The organism is Sporanaerobium hydrogeniformans, from assembly GCF_002735925.1.
Classification (GTDB): Bacteria; Bacillota; Clostridia; order Lachnospirales; family Cellulosilyticaceae; genus Sporanaerobium; species Sporanaerobium hydrogeniformans.
The window spans coordinates 46,785-64,236 of sequence record NZ_PEDL01000012.1 but is presented as its reverse complement, the minus strand read 5'-3'; the positions used below and the strand labels follow the sequence as shown (position 1 = coordinate 64,236).

Below are 17,452 nucleotides of genomic sequence, written 5' to 3'. Positions count from 1 at the left end.
TCCCTTATCTATCCGCCTATCTGGCATTTAAGTCTTGTATTTCTTACAACAACTTGCTTTAATTTTTCCATATCTTCTTCTTTTAACGGTTCTATACCCATTAAATCATAGCCCCTACCCAATCCTTCATACTTATCTTGCCCTAATCGATGATAAGGCAATAAATGGATTTCCTCCACCGTACCAAGAGACTCGGTAAAGCTAGCAATCGCTTTTATTTCTTCCTCTGTATCATTAAAACCAGGTATAACAGGTACTCTAATGATTAGGCTAGTACCAGAAGCCGCAATATGTTTTGCATTTTCTAAAATACGTTCATTAGGCTGACTTGTATAGGCCTTATGCTTTGCAGAATCCATATGCTTAATATCCATCAGGTATAAGTCTAGATAAGGAAGCAGCCTCTCTATCGTTTCAAACTTTGCAAAGCTACTGGACTCAATTGCTGTATGCAGGCCATTTTCTTTGAAGGTCTTTAAAAGTGCTACTGTAAAGTCTGGTTGAAAAAGTACTTCTCCTCCTGATAGAGTAACTCCTCCACCTGATTTAAAGTAGTAGCTTCTATCTCTTAATACAGCTTCTAATACTTCTTCTACCGTTACATCTCTTCCAATGACTTTATCCTTGCCAGCTACCTTCATTACTTCACTATTAAAGTTTTGAGATTCTGGATTACAGCACCATTTACATCTTAGAAAGCAACCTTTTAAAAAGACAACCGTTCGAATTCCTGGTCCATCATGTACTGAATAGCGCTGAATATCAAAGATTCTTCCTTTCACCTTTAAACTCTCCATCTGTATTTACCTCCATCACAGTCCTTTTTAGAAGCCTTGTTCTGTACGATTAATAATGTCATCTTGTAATGACCTTGACAATGTGGTAAATAAAGCGCTATATCCTGCCACACGTACTACTAAGTTTTTATAATTTTCTGGGTTTTGTTGTGCATCTAAGAGCGTTTCCCTATTAACAACGTTAAACTGTACGTGGCTTCCCTTTTGCTCAAAGTAAGTGCGAATAAGTGCCACAAATTTTTCAAGCCCTTCTCGTCCTTTAAGAGCAGATGGGTGGAATTTTTGATTAAATAAGGTTCCATTCGAGGCAATGTAATGATCTAATTTAGAAACGGAGTTAGCTGTTGCTGTTGGACCATTTACATCTTTACCTGCCGTAGGAGATACACCATCAGCAACTGGTTTACCTTTTAACCTACCATCAGGTGTGGCCCCTGTTTGTTTACCAAGTGGCACATTGGCAGATACAGGATAAAGCCCTGCTTGGAACTGTCCACCTCTAGGATTTTTAAAGGTTTCAAGTGGTCTTGTATAGGTATAGGCTACATCTCTTGCAAACAAATCGACTTCTTCAATATCATTACCAAATTTAGGCAATTCATCAATCCTATCAAGTAGTTCTTCATAGCGCTTCTTATTAGGATTATTCTTTACTTCTTCTAAGGTTACTGCACAAATTTTAGCAATATCTTCTTCGGTAATTTTTGCACCTTGTGCCATTAAATCTTCTAGTACTGCTTTAGTTAGTTCCTCAACTCTGCCCTCTGGTTGACCATAGTTTTCTTCAAGTGCCTTCTTAAACTCTGTCATTGTGACTTTTTTATCTTCAAAAACAAGCTTTTTAATAGCATATAAAGAGTCAGCTACATTGGCAATACCAAAACCTTGTGGTCCTGTAAAGTTATAAATAGCCCCACCTTCTTGCACTGTTTTTCCACGTTTTATACAATCATCCACCATACAAGATAAGAAAGGAAGTGGACAACGCTTTGCATGGGCTACATCAATGGCATTATCCGCGTTAACTAGTAGTCCAATAAGGTAATTCATTTGTGTTTTATACGCATCATAGAATTCTTCAAAAGTTGTCATTTGAGTTACATCTTTGGTTTGAACACCTACTAATACCCCTTTGTCCATCCCACTACTAAAGGTAAGTTCAAGTGGTCTGCACATATTGAAGAATGCCGCATCATGCCAGCCTTCTGTTTTCCCAGCTTTTTGTGGCTCTACACAACCAATAATATTATAGTCTCTTGCATCTGCAAGAGTGAGTCCACGATTGGTTAAGCTTGGAATAATGACTTCATCATTATAGTAAGCAGGAAGACCGATACCTGTCCTGGTTAGTTCTGCTGCCTTAATTAAAAATTCATGAGGTGTTTTATTCCATACCCTTACAGAAAGAGAAGGCTGTGGTAGCATCACATGCATAGAGGCTTCAATGCACATAAAAGATAAGTCATTAGTGGCATCATTTCCATCTGCATCTTGTCCTCCTGCAATAAGGTTTTGGAATAAGCTATAGCCTGCAAAACCTTCTGCCGAAGCTGCATCCCTTGCTTTATTGAGGTCATTTAGTTTCACCCAGATACAATCCATTAATTCTTGAGCTAATTCTCTTGTTATGTTTCCTTCTTCCATGTCTTTTTTAAAGTAAGGATACATATATTGATCAAAACGTCCTGGTGAAATAGAGTGTCCACTTGATTCTACTTGAAGAAGCATTTGCACAAACCAGAAGGATTGACAGGCTTCATAGAAGGAAGTAGCGCCCTTTCTTGGTACATTCACACAGTTTTGAGCTATGTAAAGAAGCTCTTTTTTACGGTTTATATCTTGACATTCATCAGCTAAGCTAAGAGCTAATCTTGCATAACGCTCTGCATACTCAATAACTGCCTCACAGCTTAAAATGATTGCATTTAAAAGCTGACTTTTAGTAATGTAGTCTTCATCATACACATGACATTTTGCTAATTCTTCTTTTGCTTCTTGAATAATGCCTTCATAACCAATGGCTAGAACCTTATCGTATTGAACAGTAACATGGCCTACTCCATTATAGAAGTAGTTACCCACCGTAAAGATATTATGGTCAATAGCCTTTAAAGCTTCTGGAGCCATATAAGAAGCAGCAAGCTCACTAGTTGTTTTACCTTTCCAGTATGTGTAAACCTCATGAAGCTGAGCTTTTGTTTCATCTGCAATATAAAAAGGATCGGCACTTCTAGTCGCTATCGTATCAAACTCTGCTTCAAGCCATTCAAAAGAGAATTCTGGGAATACTTGACAGCCTCTAGGTGCTTTAGTGGAACTTCCTACAATGAGCTCATTATCTCTAATGGTAATAGGAATGTTCTTTAAAATATGAGCAAATGCCTTAGCCCTTCTCATAATGATAGGCTCATGCTCAGTTTGTTTATAAGACTCTGTAAGCAAGATTGCTCTATCTGCTTCTATAACTGGCATGTTTGCAAACAAATCTTCTTTAAGCTTTTCAATTCTGTCTGACTTAGTGATACTTCCTACATAATACTTCGCCATATTAACATCCTTCCTCTTATTATTTTATATTCTCTTCACATCATAAACGTGAAGTTATTTCATCTGTTTATTTTTGTTTGTATCACTATTTTACTATACTTTCAACATAAACTCAACTAAAACCACACAAACAAAGTAAAAAAGAGTTTGTTTAAAATATGTTAGCCATTTGCAACAATCTATTTTATACTAAGACTAATACAAAATAGATAAAAGGAGGTACTGATGTGTCCCAACTTCATCTCTATGAAATTTTTTATTCTGTTGCCGAATACAAAAGCTTCTCTAAGGCTGCTGATGCCCTGTATCTTTCTCAACCTGCTATCAGTAAAGCAATGAAAAATTTAGAAAATACTTTAGATATTAAACTTTTCCACAGGCAGTCTAAAGGTATTTCCCTCACACCAGAAGGGAGTGTGTTCTATTCTCACCTCCAAAAAGCCTTTGAAGCAATCAAAGCCGGCGAAACTCAGCTTCATAAACTCAAGCACTTAGAGGACGGACACTTGAAATTAGGTGTCAGTCAAACACTCGGAACACACTTTTTACTTCCTCATTTAAAGGATTTTATCAAGAAATATCCACATATTCAGCTGCAACTAGTCAATGACCTTACCCATAATACCCTTTCTTTAGTAAATAAAGGGGATATTGATCTCGCCATTGTTAGTTCCTCTACCCTTCATGAGCAGCTTCATTTCATTTCTATAGAAGAAATAGAAGATATCTTTGTTTGTAGTCCTACCTACTACCAAACAATCCAAAATTTTTCTTTACTAGAGCTTTGTCAGAATGCTACTTTCTTATTTCTTTCTAACGAAAGTGTTACCAGACTTTATATAGAAAAGCTACTTGCGGAGCAAGGTTTACACATCATACCTGATGTTATTGCTGGTGATATGAACTTCCTTATTGAGTGCGCTAAACTAGGACTGGGGATTACCTCCGTTGTTAAAAGCTTTGTAGAGAAGGATTTGGAAGAAGGCTCACTTGTAGAAGTCAATTTATCCCTTACAAGCTACTCCCGTTCTATTGGTATGGTCTATCCTAAAAACACACCCCTTTCTCTAGTAGCTCAAACTTTTATAAATTTTATATTAGAAAAAACTGCTTCTTATAAATCTTCTACATTAAATACCAAAAGGGATAGCGACTGACCAGGTTTTACCTTGGTTAGTACTATCCCTTTCTTTTAAAAAACACTTTACATTTCATTTTTGCCTTCCTATTTAATCCTTAGAACATTATTGGCATTTAAAATGGGTCTAAATTTAATCTCTGATGCTACAAGTAGGTCTGTAAAATATTTTCTCACTTCTGTTGGTATAATAAGAAACTTAGTATGCAAAATGAGTTCACTGTTTTCATTTTCTCTTATAGCCACAGCCTCACAATAAATGCTAAGTACCATATCATTGAGTTTAAAATCTACGATAAACTCTTCTACTTTAACTTTATGATCCAGTCGAATCTCTACTCCACCCATGGAAATATTAGTAATTGTACATTGGTGCCTTGTTTTCCCTTTACGTAAGACAGCTGGTATATTGCAAGCATATCTCGGTGACTCTCTTCTCTCTACTCCATTCCTTTCTCTACTATTCCCCCATTGCTGAATCATGTAACTCCTCCAAACCATAAAATGTATTTTTCTTTTCTACTTAAAAATACCTTTTGCTCCCTTTTACTATTTAATCTCTTGTCTTTAGTATAGCATTGTTCTTGTAAATATTCATCCTGTTTAATAGTTAACTTTCATTTTATTTTTATAAAATCAAAAAATAGCTTGACTTAGAGTTCACTCTAGCAAGTAGAATAAACTTAATGACAATTATAAATTTTAGGAGGTATTTGCAATGTTTTTTAATTATTACATTCCAACCAAAATTTTATTCGGAAAAGGACAACTTAGTAACTTGCATAAGGAAAAGCTTCCTGGTAAAAAAGCTTTAATTGTTATCTCCAGCGGCAATTCTATTAAGAAATACGGCTATCTCGATAAGCTTCTAGACCAACTTACTAAAGCAAATGTTGCTTCTGTTTTATATGATAAAATCCTGCCCAATCCTATCAAAGAACATGTTATGGAAGGCGCTGCCATAGCTAAAGAAAATGCCTGTGACTTTGTTATCGGTCTAGGTGGTGGAAGTAGTATTGATACTGCAAAAGCTATTGCCGTTATGGCTACTAATGAAGGAGATTATTGGGATTATATCTCTGGCGGAACAGGCAAGGGGCTTCCTGTCCCCTTCGCACCCTTACCTATCGTAGCCATTACCACAACAGCAGGTACAGGTACTGAAGCTGACCCTTGGACTGTTATAACCAAAAGTGATACTAATGAAAAAATTGGTTTTGGCTATGAAAAGACCTTTCCAGTTCTTTCTGTCGTAGATCCAGAGCTTATGATGACGGTCCCAGCTCACTTAACCGCTTACCAAGGCTTTGATGCCCTTTTCCATAGCACAGAAGGTTATATTAATAAAACAGCTTATGTGCTAAGTGATCTATATGCTCTAAAGGCTATCGAACTTATTGGCAAAAGCTTAGCTGAGGCTGTTAACAATGGCGGGAATAGTGAAGCAAGAGCACATGTGGCTTTAGCCAACACTTTAGCTGGCATGGTTGAGTCTACCTCTGGTTGTACCTCTGAGCATTCCCTTGAACACGCTTTAAGTGCTTATCATCCAGAGCTTCCTCATGGTGCAGGTCTTATCATGATAAGTAAAGCTTATTATACTTATATTGCAAACTCTGGTACTTGTGATGAACGTATGATTGATATGGCTAAGGCATTAGGAAAAACTGATGCTACTTGTCCAATGGACTTCGTAACAGCTCTTGTTGATTTACAAAAAGCTTGTCATGTAGATGAATTAAAAATGAGTGACTATGGTATTACCTATGATGAGATGGATAAGCTTGCTACTAATGCAAGAGAAGCTATGGGTGGATTATTTGAAGTAGATCCTGTCCCTATCTCTCATGAAGCTTGCATAACTATTTTAGAGGCTTCCTATAAATAAAAGAAACCTTATAAAAACCCTTAGACTTCTAGTTTCTGTATAGAAGCCTAAGGGTTTTATAGGGTACAGCTATTTTTCTTACATAAGTGGTGCAAACAGCCTTAAAATGCTACGTAACAAACGCTTGCCCCAACTTACCTTCTTTGTATCTTCTAAGGTAATAGGTGTACATACCTTGAGTGTCTCTAAAAAGTCTTCTTTGATTTGCAATACAGATTGCGTTTTGTAAAGCCAAGCCGCACATTCAAAGTGTAAATATAAACTACGATAGTCCATATTAATCGTTCCTACAATGCCTAGCTCATCATCTGCAACAAAAGTTTTAGAATGAATAAAGCCAGGTGTATATTCATAAATCTTCACTCCATTTTCAATAAGCTGAGAGTAGTAGGCTCTCGTTACTATATGCACATACCATTTATCTTCCTTATGAGGTGTTACAATCCTTACATCTACCCCACTTTTAGCTGCTAAGGTAAGTGCTGTAATCATTTCATTATCTACCACTAAGTAAGGTGTGTTTATATAAATATAATCCTTAGCCTGATGAATCATATTTATATAAACATTTTCTCCAATTGTTTCCCCATCAAGTGGACTATCTGCATAAGGCTGCACATAGCCATCTGCATCAAAAGCTTCTGGATGATAAATATGAGGCTTATAAAGATCATATTGACTCATTTTATCTTCTCCAACATCCCATGTTTGCAAAAACATCATCGTTAGATTCCAAACCGCTTCCCCTTCAATGCGAATAGCTGCATCTTTCCAGTGTCCAAATCGTTCTTTCCTATTAATATATTCATCAGCTAAATTCACACCACCTGTAAATCCAATATACCCATCTACAATTGTAATCTTCCTATGATCTCTATTATTCATCATCGCAGAAAGAGCTGGAACGAAAGGATTGAATACTCGGGTCTTTATACCGAGCTTCTCTAAACGCTCATTGTACCTATAAGGTAATGTATTGACACAGCCTAAGTCATCATAAATGAGACGAACCTCTACCCCTTCTTTTACTTTCTCTAACATAATATCTAGTAAGCTCTCCCACATTTCACCTTCTTCAATAATAAAATATTGCATAAAGATAAAATGCTTAGCCTTCCTAAGGTCTTCCTTTAAGCTCTCAAAAAAAACTTCTCCAGGAGAAAGATACTTTGTTGTTGTCTGCTTATAAATAGGATAGGTTGAAAAGTTATAAATATAACTAGATTGATTGGCTATACGCTTATCTTGCTGCTCAAGCTCCTTTACAATCTCCTTATCTTGATGCAAGAATAATAGGGCTTGTTCATAAATAGGAACCATACTTTTCTTAACTTTTCTAGTTAGTCTTGTACGACCTGCCCAGATATAAAAAATCCCACCAAAAACAGGAAAAAGCAAAATAGGAATAGCCCATGCCAGCTTATAAGAGGGATTATCCTGACGATTGATTAAATAGAGTACCACTATAAAACTAATAATGACACATAGTGCATAAAAATAAACAAAATAATTACTAAGTTTCCAAATGACCTGTATGAGTATTCCCAGTTGCAATAAAATAAGTAACCCAATAATCGTTAACCTATTAAATATTTTACTGAGTATCTTTTTCATTCATGTTTCCTCCTTACGTAATTGATCTTTTATAGCTTTCACTACATATCTCTTTGTTATCCTACCCCATCTTCTTTTATATTATTGAAAATAATAACATATTTATAAGTGACTGGTCAAATAATAAACTCCTTTGCTTTATTTAAATTGATTATTTAGTTGAAATACTCTTAAAATGATGCTAATATGTATAATTATAAGCTATAATAAATTTTTATTCACAAGGAAGTGATTGTATGGAATCTAAAAAATATAAAGTTTATGTAGATGGTCAAGCTGGAACGACTGGACTTCAAATTAATGAACGTCTTCTTCGCCATCCTTTTGTAGATATTTTAAAAATCGATGAAGATAAACGTAAAGATTTAGCTACCCGAAAGACTCTTATTAATGAAGCAGATGTGGTCTTTTTATGTTTGCCTGATGCAGCCTCTCTAGAAGCCGTATCTCTTTTAGAACCTTCTAATAATCGAACCAAAATCATTGATGCCAGTACAGCGCATCGCCTTCACTCTAATTGGACCTACGGTATTCCTGAGCTTAGTACAGCCTCTAAAGAAGCCATTGCTCATTCTAATCGCACAAGTGTTCCTGGCTGCTATGCAAGTGCCTTTATCTTACCTCTTTACCCACTTGTAAAGGAAGGACTCGTACCCAGTTATTATCCTATTACCTCTCATGGAATTTCTGGTTATAGTGGTGCAGGAAAAGCAGTCATTGCTGAATATGAAGCTTCTGACTGCCAAACACTTTACCCTTATCACAGTAGTCCTCGCCCTTATGCCCTAGGTCTTACACATAAACATATTCCTGAAATGCAGCAAAGGGTAGGTTTAGATTTTGCACCTATTTTCACCCCTATTATCTGCAACTATTATAAAGGGTTAGCTGTTGCCACACCTTTACATACAAGACTCTTGACACAAAAGCTTACGCCTCAAGATGTCCATAGCTTTTTAGCACATTATTATAAAAATCAAAACTTCGTCAAAGTAATGCCCTTTGACAAAGCAAAATGCCTAGATTCTAACTTCTTCAATCCAATTGCTTGCAATGATACCAACATGGCAGAGCTTTTCGTCTTTGGGAACGATGAGCAAATCATGCTTTATACTCGCCTTGATAACTTAGGAAAAGGTGCCTCTGGAGCAGCCATTCAAAATATGAATATTATGCTTGGTTTAGATGAGACCATTAGCCTTATTTAAAGCCCCTTCCTTTTAACTTTATAAAAGCACATAGATTACTTTACAATCTATGTGCTGTTTATTATTTTATCATTTCATGTTCTATAAACAACTTATTTGCTTTATAATCCGCTAAATTCCAACTCTCCCATGTCTTATGCTCCATCTGTTTCTTTAAATCCCGCATAAGATTAGTAGCATTTTCATTGGGCTCAGGACTTTCATTAATCAGCTCTATTACCGGACCCATTGCACTGGTACTCAAATAAAAACAAAAGCTCAGTGTTTCTGTTTTACCGGATTGATAGAGATAAATATTTTGTTTGGCAACAAGGTAATCCACATTTAAATAATTAAGTCCCAGGTACATTACTATAAAGGCTATAACAATACTTTTTATAAGATTTATCTTTTTATACCATAGTTTGATAAATATCAATAAGGTAATCACTATAATAAAACTTAAAAACCAAGCTACATATACTCTTTTTAAAGTTAAGCCATATTCTTGCATATACATTCCCATTTTAGAAAGAGCACAAACAACCAAAAATAGTGTAAAGCCTGTAATAAACCCCATCATTCCCTTTACATATCTTTTCTTATTGCCTTCTACCCATTTACTCATATAACTTAGTATGGAAAGCATAGCAAGATTAAACAAGGTAAGTGGGAGTGTTTCAAAGAAACCTCTTCTAGCGTACTCCGCATATGTAAAATCGCTTGGTAAAATCCCACTAAAAGCAGAAATAAAATAAGCTAGCTGTGAGAAGCAAAAGACCACATAAACTAAGCAGAATAATGTTGCTACAGTTCCTACCACAATAAAGTCTAGACAGGGCTTGGTGGAACTTTCCTCTTTTCTCATTACTCCCTCTTTTTCTTTTTTGTGTTGTAAGCCATAAAAGTAGCTTATAAAAAAGAAAAAGCTAAAGAGCATAAGAGGTAACTTAATAATAAGTTCAGTCCACCTAAGATTTATATGTTCAAAAATGAATTCCAACATCCCATTAAAGGCTGCATCTGCACTTGCCAATAAAATGATCAGTATACCTATGAAAGGGACTGCAATAAGTAGTCCCAAGAAAACTTTACCTACTGCTTGGAACCACTCTTTTTTTTCATCTCCAGCACTTGCTTTTAGCCATTCTTTAGGCATATTCATATAATCAAAGGGTAAATGTACACCTAAATTTAAGACTTCTATAACTCCTTCTATACTAAAGAATTCCTTATCTGTCCGTATAAACAACTGTATATCCTGCACAACTATAAGACCTATTAAGAAAAGTATATTCAGTACCTTAAGTACTGGATTACTAAATAGTACAAAACACAAGGTACATAAAACAATTGGTATAAACCATAGATAGCTCCTGTTATTTACCTTACTGCCTATTAGCCGAATAGCTAGTAGTCGCCAAATGAAATACATAGTAGCACAAATAACTACACTTACCCCCAAGCCACCAAAAAGTAGCCATTCCACTCCTACAAAGGCCATCAAAAGAGCCCCTATTAACATCCATTTCTCTTGCTTTTGCATTCTTATTCCCCCTTATTTCCTTCCTTTATATATTCAAGAAGTTCCCCAGGCTGGCAATCTAACACCTCACATAAAGCTTCTAAGGTGGAAAAACGTATTGCCTTCCCCTTATTATTTTTTAAAATAGATAAATTTGCTAAAGTTACTCCTACCTTGTCTGAAAGCTCATTCATGCTCATCTTACGTTTTGCCAGCATCACATCTAAATTTACAACAATTGGCATATTGCCTCACCTCTTTAGCTTTAAATAGTCAATTCATTTTCTTCCTTGATTTCTATGGCAAGTCCTACCAATCGATAAAGAATAGCCGCAATAAGAGCAACTACAAAGGAACCTATAGTAATCACTACAATCCCGAGGGTAGCATACACAAATATACTAGCAAACAAATAACATACAAAAATCATGAGTGCACAAAGGCTAATCCCTTTAAGACTACGACAGCTGCTTTCTGAAAAAGGTTCACGATTTATGATGTTATGTGTCAAGTTCTTAGTCATCCATAAAATAAGCCAAGCTGGTATCCCTGTCATATAAAGAAGCAAAAGTACCTTTTTGTGTGATACAACCTCGTAAAAGGTGCTTCCCCTAAATAATAAGTCCATTAACCACGGCAAAGTTACTAAAGCAACACTCATTAGGATTAATCCTATCATAACAAGGGCAAAAAGTAATTTACTCAGACCATCTGTTTTTAATTTTCTCATTTTTATCACCTCTGAGGCTATTATACTCAGTTTAAAATTGAAAAGCAATAAATATTTATTGTTTTTCAATAAATATTTATTGCTTAAATAAAATTTATAACTCATTATCTCAACCTTATACTTTGTTTTAAGCTATATCTAACGTTTTACCTGCTTAATGGATAGGCAGCACTAAAAAATCAGATGCTTTTACTGTCTTCATTCTACCCGCTTCAAGGTTTAACTGAATTTCTATTCCTTTATAAACTATAGATATATTTTTCTTACTTTCTCCTATGAAGTCAGCAGAAATCAATTCCCCCTTATCCCACTTCATTGCAACCTCGATATTTCCTCTTGCTTTAATGCCTTTTATATGTCCTCTTTTCCACTCCTTTGGAAGACATGGCAATAAATGAATCTGTCCATTATGACTCTGCATTAACATCTCAATAATTGCCATACTGCACCCAGTATTACCATCTAGTTCATATACAGGGGCAAACGAACCTGCTCCCCTAGTTGGTGGATGCATTACCATAAGATTGGGATTAAGTAACTTGCTTTGCAAACTATAAAGATGCCTATATGCTTTTTCTGGTTGATGTAACCTGCAATAATACAATAGTACTAGCGCTCTAGCCCATCCCGTATCTTCCCAGTTATCACTAGGTTCTAGTCGTTTTTCAAGAGAATACTCTACTGCCTTAGCTAAATCAGGGTTCCTTTTAGGAGTAATTTGACTATAAGGAAAAACACCTAACAAATGACTCGTATGACGATGTTGTTTATCCCTACTTGTATAGTTATGGTTCCATTCTGCTAAAGTACCATCCTCAAGAATTCTATATGGCAATAGTTCTTTTTCTAATTGTTTAATCCTGTCCCTTCTTTGCTGATCCAATCTATTTAAATCATCATGTGCCTCTAAAATATTTACTATTTCTTCATATTGTCTAAATAACTCCCGAATCATCACAAGCTCATAGGTACATCCATTGGAAAAGAAAAACTCCTTATCTCCTTTCATAAAGGAGTTTTCTGGTGAAATAGAAGGACCACAGCTTAACTTTCCTTCTTTATTATAAAATACATACTCTTCAAAAAAATCTATCGCCTCACTTATAACAGGATAAGCATGTTCTTTTAAGAAGGTATAATCTTGTGTATATCTATAGTGTTCCATATAGTCTGATGCCATCCAAATACCTGAGGTGGGGCAAGGAGAGATAGTATTCGACCAATAAGGTGCTGTAAAGCCCCACGCATTTGAAACAAGATCTGCACTCCATCCAGAAAGTCCATAGCTTTTTTGTGCACTCTCCCTTCCTGAAGGAATAACACATTGCTCCATCCACCGAAACAAAGGATGATGACATTCTGCTAAATTACCTGGTTCAGAAAGCCAATAATTCATTTGTGTATTGATATCTAAATGCATATCACATGTCCACTCTATCTGACATGCTACACTGTCATTCCATATTCCTTGAAGATGAGTTGGCAAAATAGATTGTTCCCTAGATGAAGATAAAAGCAAGTACCTACCATATTGAAACAGAAGCTCTGTTAACTTATTGTTTTTCCCTGTTTTCTCTAAATAATGGAGATACTCAGAAAGAGTCTTATCATTCATATCCCCTTCAGTATCTAAGGTTAATTCGACTCTATCCATGTACTTTGAGAAATCCTTGATGTGTTCTTGTTTAATCGCCTCATACTCTGAAAAGGTATTTAATTTACAAACCCCTAATGCTTCCTTTGGGTCCCTCCCATTAAAATCCGTGCACATTGCTACACATAAAATTAAATCTGAATGTGTATCTATAATCAGTTGTCCCGCTTCTTCCCTACATGTTCCTTCCTCTAAAATAACTTTACAATAACCTTGTAAAGTTGTCCCACTTTTCCCATCACTATGAATCTTTTCCCTTGCTTGTACATCAAAATACAGTGTGTTATTATAAGCATTTACTTGAAAGGGCTTATTATCTGCTCTAAATTCTAATGTTATAGCCATTTTCTCTTTGTCTGGATTAAAAATCCTCATACAAAAACATTGTTTAGGGTAAGATAAAAAAGCTTCTGTTTTAATAGCCTTTCCCTCTACACTGTATTCACTTACTGCTAGGGCTGTATTTAAATCCAAACTTCGTTTATAGCTTTCAATTTTTTTATTTGAGTAATTATATCCTATTCTAAGTTGCCCAACTGGTAAGTTACTTCCATAATTATGACGCCTTCCAATAAATTGTTCCGCTACCTGAGAAGCTGTCTCATAGTCTTCACATTCTACTAATCTTCTCATTTCCCGCCAAGCACTTGCAGCAGATGGCTGATTGTTTGCCTCAGATTTAGCTCCTGACCAAAAAGTAGCTTCTGAAAGGTCTAGCAAATCTAACTCATACCCGCCGTATAGCATGACTCCCATAAATCCATTTCCTAACGGAAACCCTTCTTGCCAACATTTTGCTGGTTGATCTGCATAAAGGTAATTTTTATTCCTCAACGAAACTTCCCCCTAATTACTGTTATTTTTCATTTATTAACTCTTCCTCCTATAGTTTACCACTAAGAATCCCCCTAAAATATGGACAATCTAATCCTATGTTATGTAAAATTAAGAATCCTTACACTCATCACTTTTCCGTATAATCTGAAGGGCATACTCCTACAATCGATCTAAAGATACGGCTAAAATAAAATTGATCTTTATAACCTACTAGAGCTGCTACATCTTTAATCAGTATACCTTCATTATTCTTAAACAACTCTTTAGCTTTTTCTATTCTCCTTGTCGTCAAATAATTATTAAAGGAGTCCCCTTCATATTTCCTAAAAAGTTTACTAAGAGAAGTCTGTGAAACTCCAAAATTCTTACAAATACTAGAAAGAGAAAGGTCCTCTACTATATTGGCTTCAATGTACATCTTAATATTTTGTAAAAACTCAGGAGTATCTACTTTTGTCACAATATCTTGTCCTCTTCTAAGATACTTGTTATATATATCTTGTAAACTCTCTAATAAATCATTTCCATTGGTTGCATAATAAAAAGCATCTTCTAGCATAAACTCATCTGTATAGTGTCTATCTGTACTCTTATCATATTTTTGAATACTATATAGAATTTTCCTAGCTATACCTTCTAGAAGAAGTTGTGGATAATGCACTCTATCACATTCTCTTAAAAACTCCATAATATCAATCCATACCTTATCTCTTTGATTTTTTTTCATGTGATATTCTATTTGTTCCATAAACTTATTTTCATCTATCTTATAAATTTTATCTTCTAACTCTTCCTCCCCTATCGTTAATATTTGTGAATAACCAATTGCTGTATTACTATCCAATATACGATATAATTTTTTCACCACATCTGTAATACATTGGGGTTCAAAAGCCTCTTTGTAAATAGCAGTAGTTATATAACCTACCGTATCCTTTACTTTATCAATTTCATGTTCAATAAGTTTTTCAAATTCTTGATAATTGAGTGCTTCTTTGGGACATAGATACAAAGCCTCCATTTCATCTCTTCCATATGTAAACATAATATCTTCTTCAAAAGAAAAAATCTCTATGGCTTCTGTATCAGAAAATCTTTTAGGTAGTCCATTACGACGTACAATAGCTCCATAATAATAAGTACTTGGAAAATGCTTTTTAAGTTCCCACTCCCCTACCTTATCTCCTAAGAACAAACTTCTTATTAATTGATTACGTTTTTGAAAAGCTCTATTTTGAAGTTTTAATTGCATTCTCCCTAAAACTTCCTTTATATCTATTGGTATGATAGGTTTAAGTAAATAATCTACTACTCCTGACTTCAAAGCACTTTGAGCATACTCAAATTCTTGATAACCACTAATGATAATAACATACGTTTCATTTTTCATGGCATGAAGCTTTTTTACCATTTCAATGCCATTCATAATAGGCATCTTAATATCCGTTATTACCACATCTGGTTCATAGCTGCAAATTTTCTCAATACCTTCTTGACCATTTTCTGCGGTAGCTATGATTGTAAATTCTGGGCATTTCATACGAATAATAGTACAAATATGATTGAGTGCCGTAGGTTCATCATCTATTACAATAACTGAATACATTTTAGTTCCTCCCAAGCTCATCTCTACTTTTTAATCTATTATTACTAGCCTATCCTTTTCGCTCCAATAAGTACCTGTGCTCCACTTGTTTTATTTTTTAGTTCAAAAACAAGCTGTTCCCCATATAATAAGTAAAGTCTTGCATATGTATTAATCAGCCCCATACCGCCTATTTCTAGTTGAATGTTACTTGTATGGCTCTCTAAACATTTTTTGACCTCTTCCATCTTTTCTTCTAGCTGTGCTAATATATCCCTTTTAAATCCTTCCCCATTATCTACAATGCACACATACCAATAGTCCCCTTCTTGCCATGCTTTTACTTTAACCTCCATACAACCTACCCTATTTTCAAAACCATGGTTAATGCAATTCTCTACAATTTGTTGTAATACGATTTTAGGAACAATTTGATTCTTCACCTCTGGTTGTATGTCTATTACATAGCTTAGTTTATAATCATATCTTGATTTTAATAGATAGAAATATTGCTCTAGGTACTTGATTTCTTCTTGTAAAGTAGCTTGTCTATTCTTGTTACTGGTCGAATAACGTAACATATCTGCTAAACTACCACACATCTCACAAATGACTTCATCTCCACATATAATCCCCCTGTTTGATATAACATTTAAAACATTATAAAGGAAGTGTGGATTGACTTGTGCTTGAAGTAAGTCAAACTGTGCTTGCACTTGCAATAAAGACTGCTTCTTTTCTTTTGTAATTGCTTCATCTAATCTCGTTAATACTTTTTGATAAGATTTCTGAAGAGCTAAAATCTCGTCATTTGATTGCTCTACACTTATCTCATCTTTCAAGTTTTCTAGCCCCGTATTTTCCATTTGCTCTCGCAGTCTTCTAATAGGCTTTGTTAAATGTCTAGATACAATAACAATATAAGTTAGTGATACTGCAACTAAGCATAGTGCAATCAAGATTATAGTAGGGGTAATATAGGCTGAAGCCTCTTTAATTTCAGAAATATCTTCTGTTACTAAAATGGTGCTTTGAGCCTCTTCACAGTAGACAAAGGCTATCATTTCTTTATTGCCACTTTCTGGATTAGCATAGATAAATTTATCTTTTTTAAGTTTCCTCACTATTTGCTGATAAAATGCGTCATAGTCTCTGGGTAAATTAGAGTAAAATATATTTCCGTTATCCCTAATCACTACAACCCCTAGATTTTCTCTAGCTATTTGAAAAATTTGTTTTAAATCTTCTATCTGTTTTTGTACTTCAATATATCCAAGCTGACTACCTTGTACTTTTTTTACTAAGCTAAATACCTCTACATTACTTTTTAGTCCCCAATTATCTTTGTGCTGGTCGATGATAACAGGGTTACCTTTTGTATTTTCTACCTGCTTTAGCCATGTAATATCCGATGTTGATTGGCTAGGATTGATTATGCGATTCCCCTCATTATTACTTGCAATAATATCTCCTCGTTGATTAAAAAATACTACCCGGTAAAAATGCTTACGGATATAATCCATATTTAATTTTAATCGAATAGCAACTAATGCATCATTCCTATAATTAAGCGCCGCCTCATTGTCACTCTCCTCCACATTAAGCGCCCGAATACCCTGAATAATCTCTATATCTGATAAAATATAATCTGTGATGAGTATCATTTGCTTGAGTGACTCATTTAAATTTTGCTCTAACTGCTCTGCTACTAATTTAAGATTTTTATATTCTACTTGTTCATATTGCTTTATACTGTAATGATTATAAAGAGAACCTAGAATGATAGCTATTACTAGAATAAATGCTGAATACATACAAATAATTTTGGTTTGAAAATGCAATGTAATGCCCCCAATTATTTCTTAAATTTTGAAAAAGACCCGTGATAAACGAGTCTTTTTATAGTATTGCATGCCTTCATACTTAATGCAATATTGCCTATTATTTTAT

General features: G+C 34.9%; 13 protein-coding genes. 3 read left to right on the top strand and 10 right to left on the bottom strand.

All coding sequences use genetic code 11. The annotated features are described in order from the left end of the window. Positions 1–8: 8 nt before the first annotated feature. Complete coding sequence (locus tag CS063_RS11415; RefSeq protein ID WP_099449827.1) at positions 9–797, bottom strand: glycyl-radical enzyme activating protein; 789 nt, start codon at positions 795–797, stop codon at positions 9–11. 27 nt (positions 798–824) lie between these two features. Continuing rightward, the gene (locus tag CS063_RS11410) at positions 825–3,344 is read right to left on the bottom strand and encodes a glycyl radical protein (RefSeq protein ID WP_099449826.1); all 2,520 of its coding nucleotides are present in this window, start codon (positions 3,342–3,344) and stop codon (positions 825–827) included. Between the two features lie 227 nt (positions 3,345–3,571). Between CS063_RS11410 and CS063_RS11405 the strand changes: the two genes are divergently transcribed. Continuing rightward, entirely contained in the window at positions 3,572–4,501 is a 930-nt protein-coding gene (locus CS063_RS11405) for a LysR family transcriptional regulator (protein WP_099449825.1), read from the top strand. 68 nt (positions 4,502–4,569) lie between these two features. Here CS063_RS11405 and CS063_RS11400 read toward each other — a convergent pair whose 3' ends face one another. Beyond that, positions 4,570–4,965, bottom strand: a complete 396-nt coding sequence (locus CS063_RS11400; protein WP_180270769.1) for a PilZ domain-containing protein — start codon at positions 4,963–4,965, stop codon at positions 4,570–4,572. A 235-nt stretch (positions 4,966–5,200) separates the two neighbouring features. Between CS063_RS11400 and CS063_RS11395 the strand changes: the two genes are divergently transcribed. Beyond that, positions 5,201–6,370 (top strand): iron-containing alcohol dehydrogenase, encoded by a 1,170-nt coding sequence (locus tag CS063_RS11395; protein ID WP_099449823.1) that lies wholly within the window; start codon positions 5,201–5,203, stop codon positions 6,368–6,370. Positions 6,371–6,448: 78 nt separating this feature from the next. Here the strand turns inward: CS063_RS11395 and cls are convergent, their stop codons facing one another. Then, positions 6,449–7,984, bottom strand: a complete 1,536-nt coding sequence (gene cls, locus CS063_RS11390) for a cardiolipin synthase (protein WP_099449822.1) — start codon at positions 7,982–7,984, stop codon at positions 6,449–6,451. 236 nt (positions 7,985–8,220) lie between these two features. Between cls and argC the strand changes: the two genes are divergently transcribed. Beyond that, positions 8,221–9,192 (top strand): N-acetyl-gamma-glutamyl-phosphate reductase, encoded by a 972-nt coding sequence (gene argC, locus CS063_RS11385; RefSeq protein ID WP_099449821.1) that lies wholly within the window; start codon positions 8,221–8,223, stop codon positions 9,190–9,192. A 61-nt stretch (positions 9,193–9,253) separates the two neighbouring features. Here argC and CS063_RS11380 read toward each other — a convergent pair whose 3' ends face one another. The 6 genes from CS063_RS11380 to CS063_RS11355 form a co-directional block, all read right to left on the bottom strand. Beyond that, on the bottom strand, positions 9,254–10,717 hold the full coding sequence (locus tag CS063_RS11380) for a DUF4153 domain-containing protein (RefSeq protein ID WP_099449820.1): 1,464 nt from the start codon (positions 10,715–10,717) through the stop codon (positions 9,254–9,256). 2 nt (positions 10,718–10,719) lie between these two features. Then, complete coding sequence (locus tag CS063_RS11375) at positions 10,720–10,941, bottom strand: helix-turn-helix domain-containing protein (RefSeq protein WP_099449819.1); 222 nt, start codon at positions 10,939–10,941, stop codon at positions 10,720–10,722. Between the two features lie 20 nt (positions 10,942–10,961). Beyond that, positions 10,962–11,426: a DUF2975 domain-containing protein gene (locus tag CS063_RS11370; RefSeq protein WP_099449818.1), complete on the bottom strand. Its 465-nt coding sequence runs from the start codon at positions 11,424–11,426 to the stop codon at positions 10,962–10,964. A 154-nt stretch (positions 11,427–11,580) separates the two neighbouring features. Beyond that, the gene (locus tag CS063_RS11365) at positions 11,581–13,914 is read right to left on the bottom strand and encodes a glycoside hydrolase family 95 protein (RefSeq protein WP_099449817.1); all 2,334 of its coding nucleotides are present in this window, start codon (positions 13,912–13,914) and stop codon (positions 11,581–11,583) included. 130 nt (positions 13,915–14,044) lie between these two features. Further along, positions 14,045–15,523, bottom strand: coding sequence for a response regulator transcription factor (locus CS063_RS11360; RefSeq protein ID WP_180270768.1), 1,479 nt, complete (start codon positions 15,521–15,523; stop codon positions 14,045–14,047). A gap of 44 nt (positions 15,524–15,567) precedes the next feature. After that, positions 15,568–17,343, bottom strand: coding sequence for a cache domain-containing sensor histidine kinase (locus tag CS063_RS11355; protein ID WP_099449815.1), 1,776 nt, complete (start codon positions 17,341–17,343; stop codon positions 15,568–15,570). Positions 17,344–17,452 lie beyond the last annotated feature (109 nt).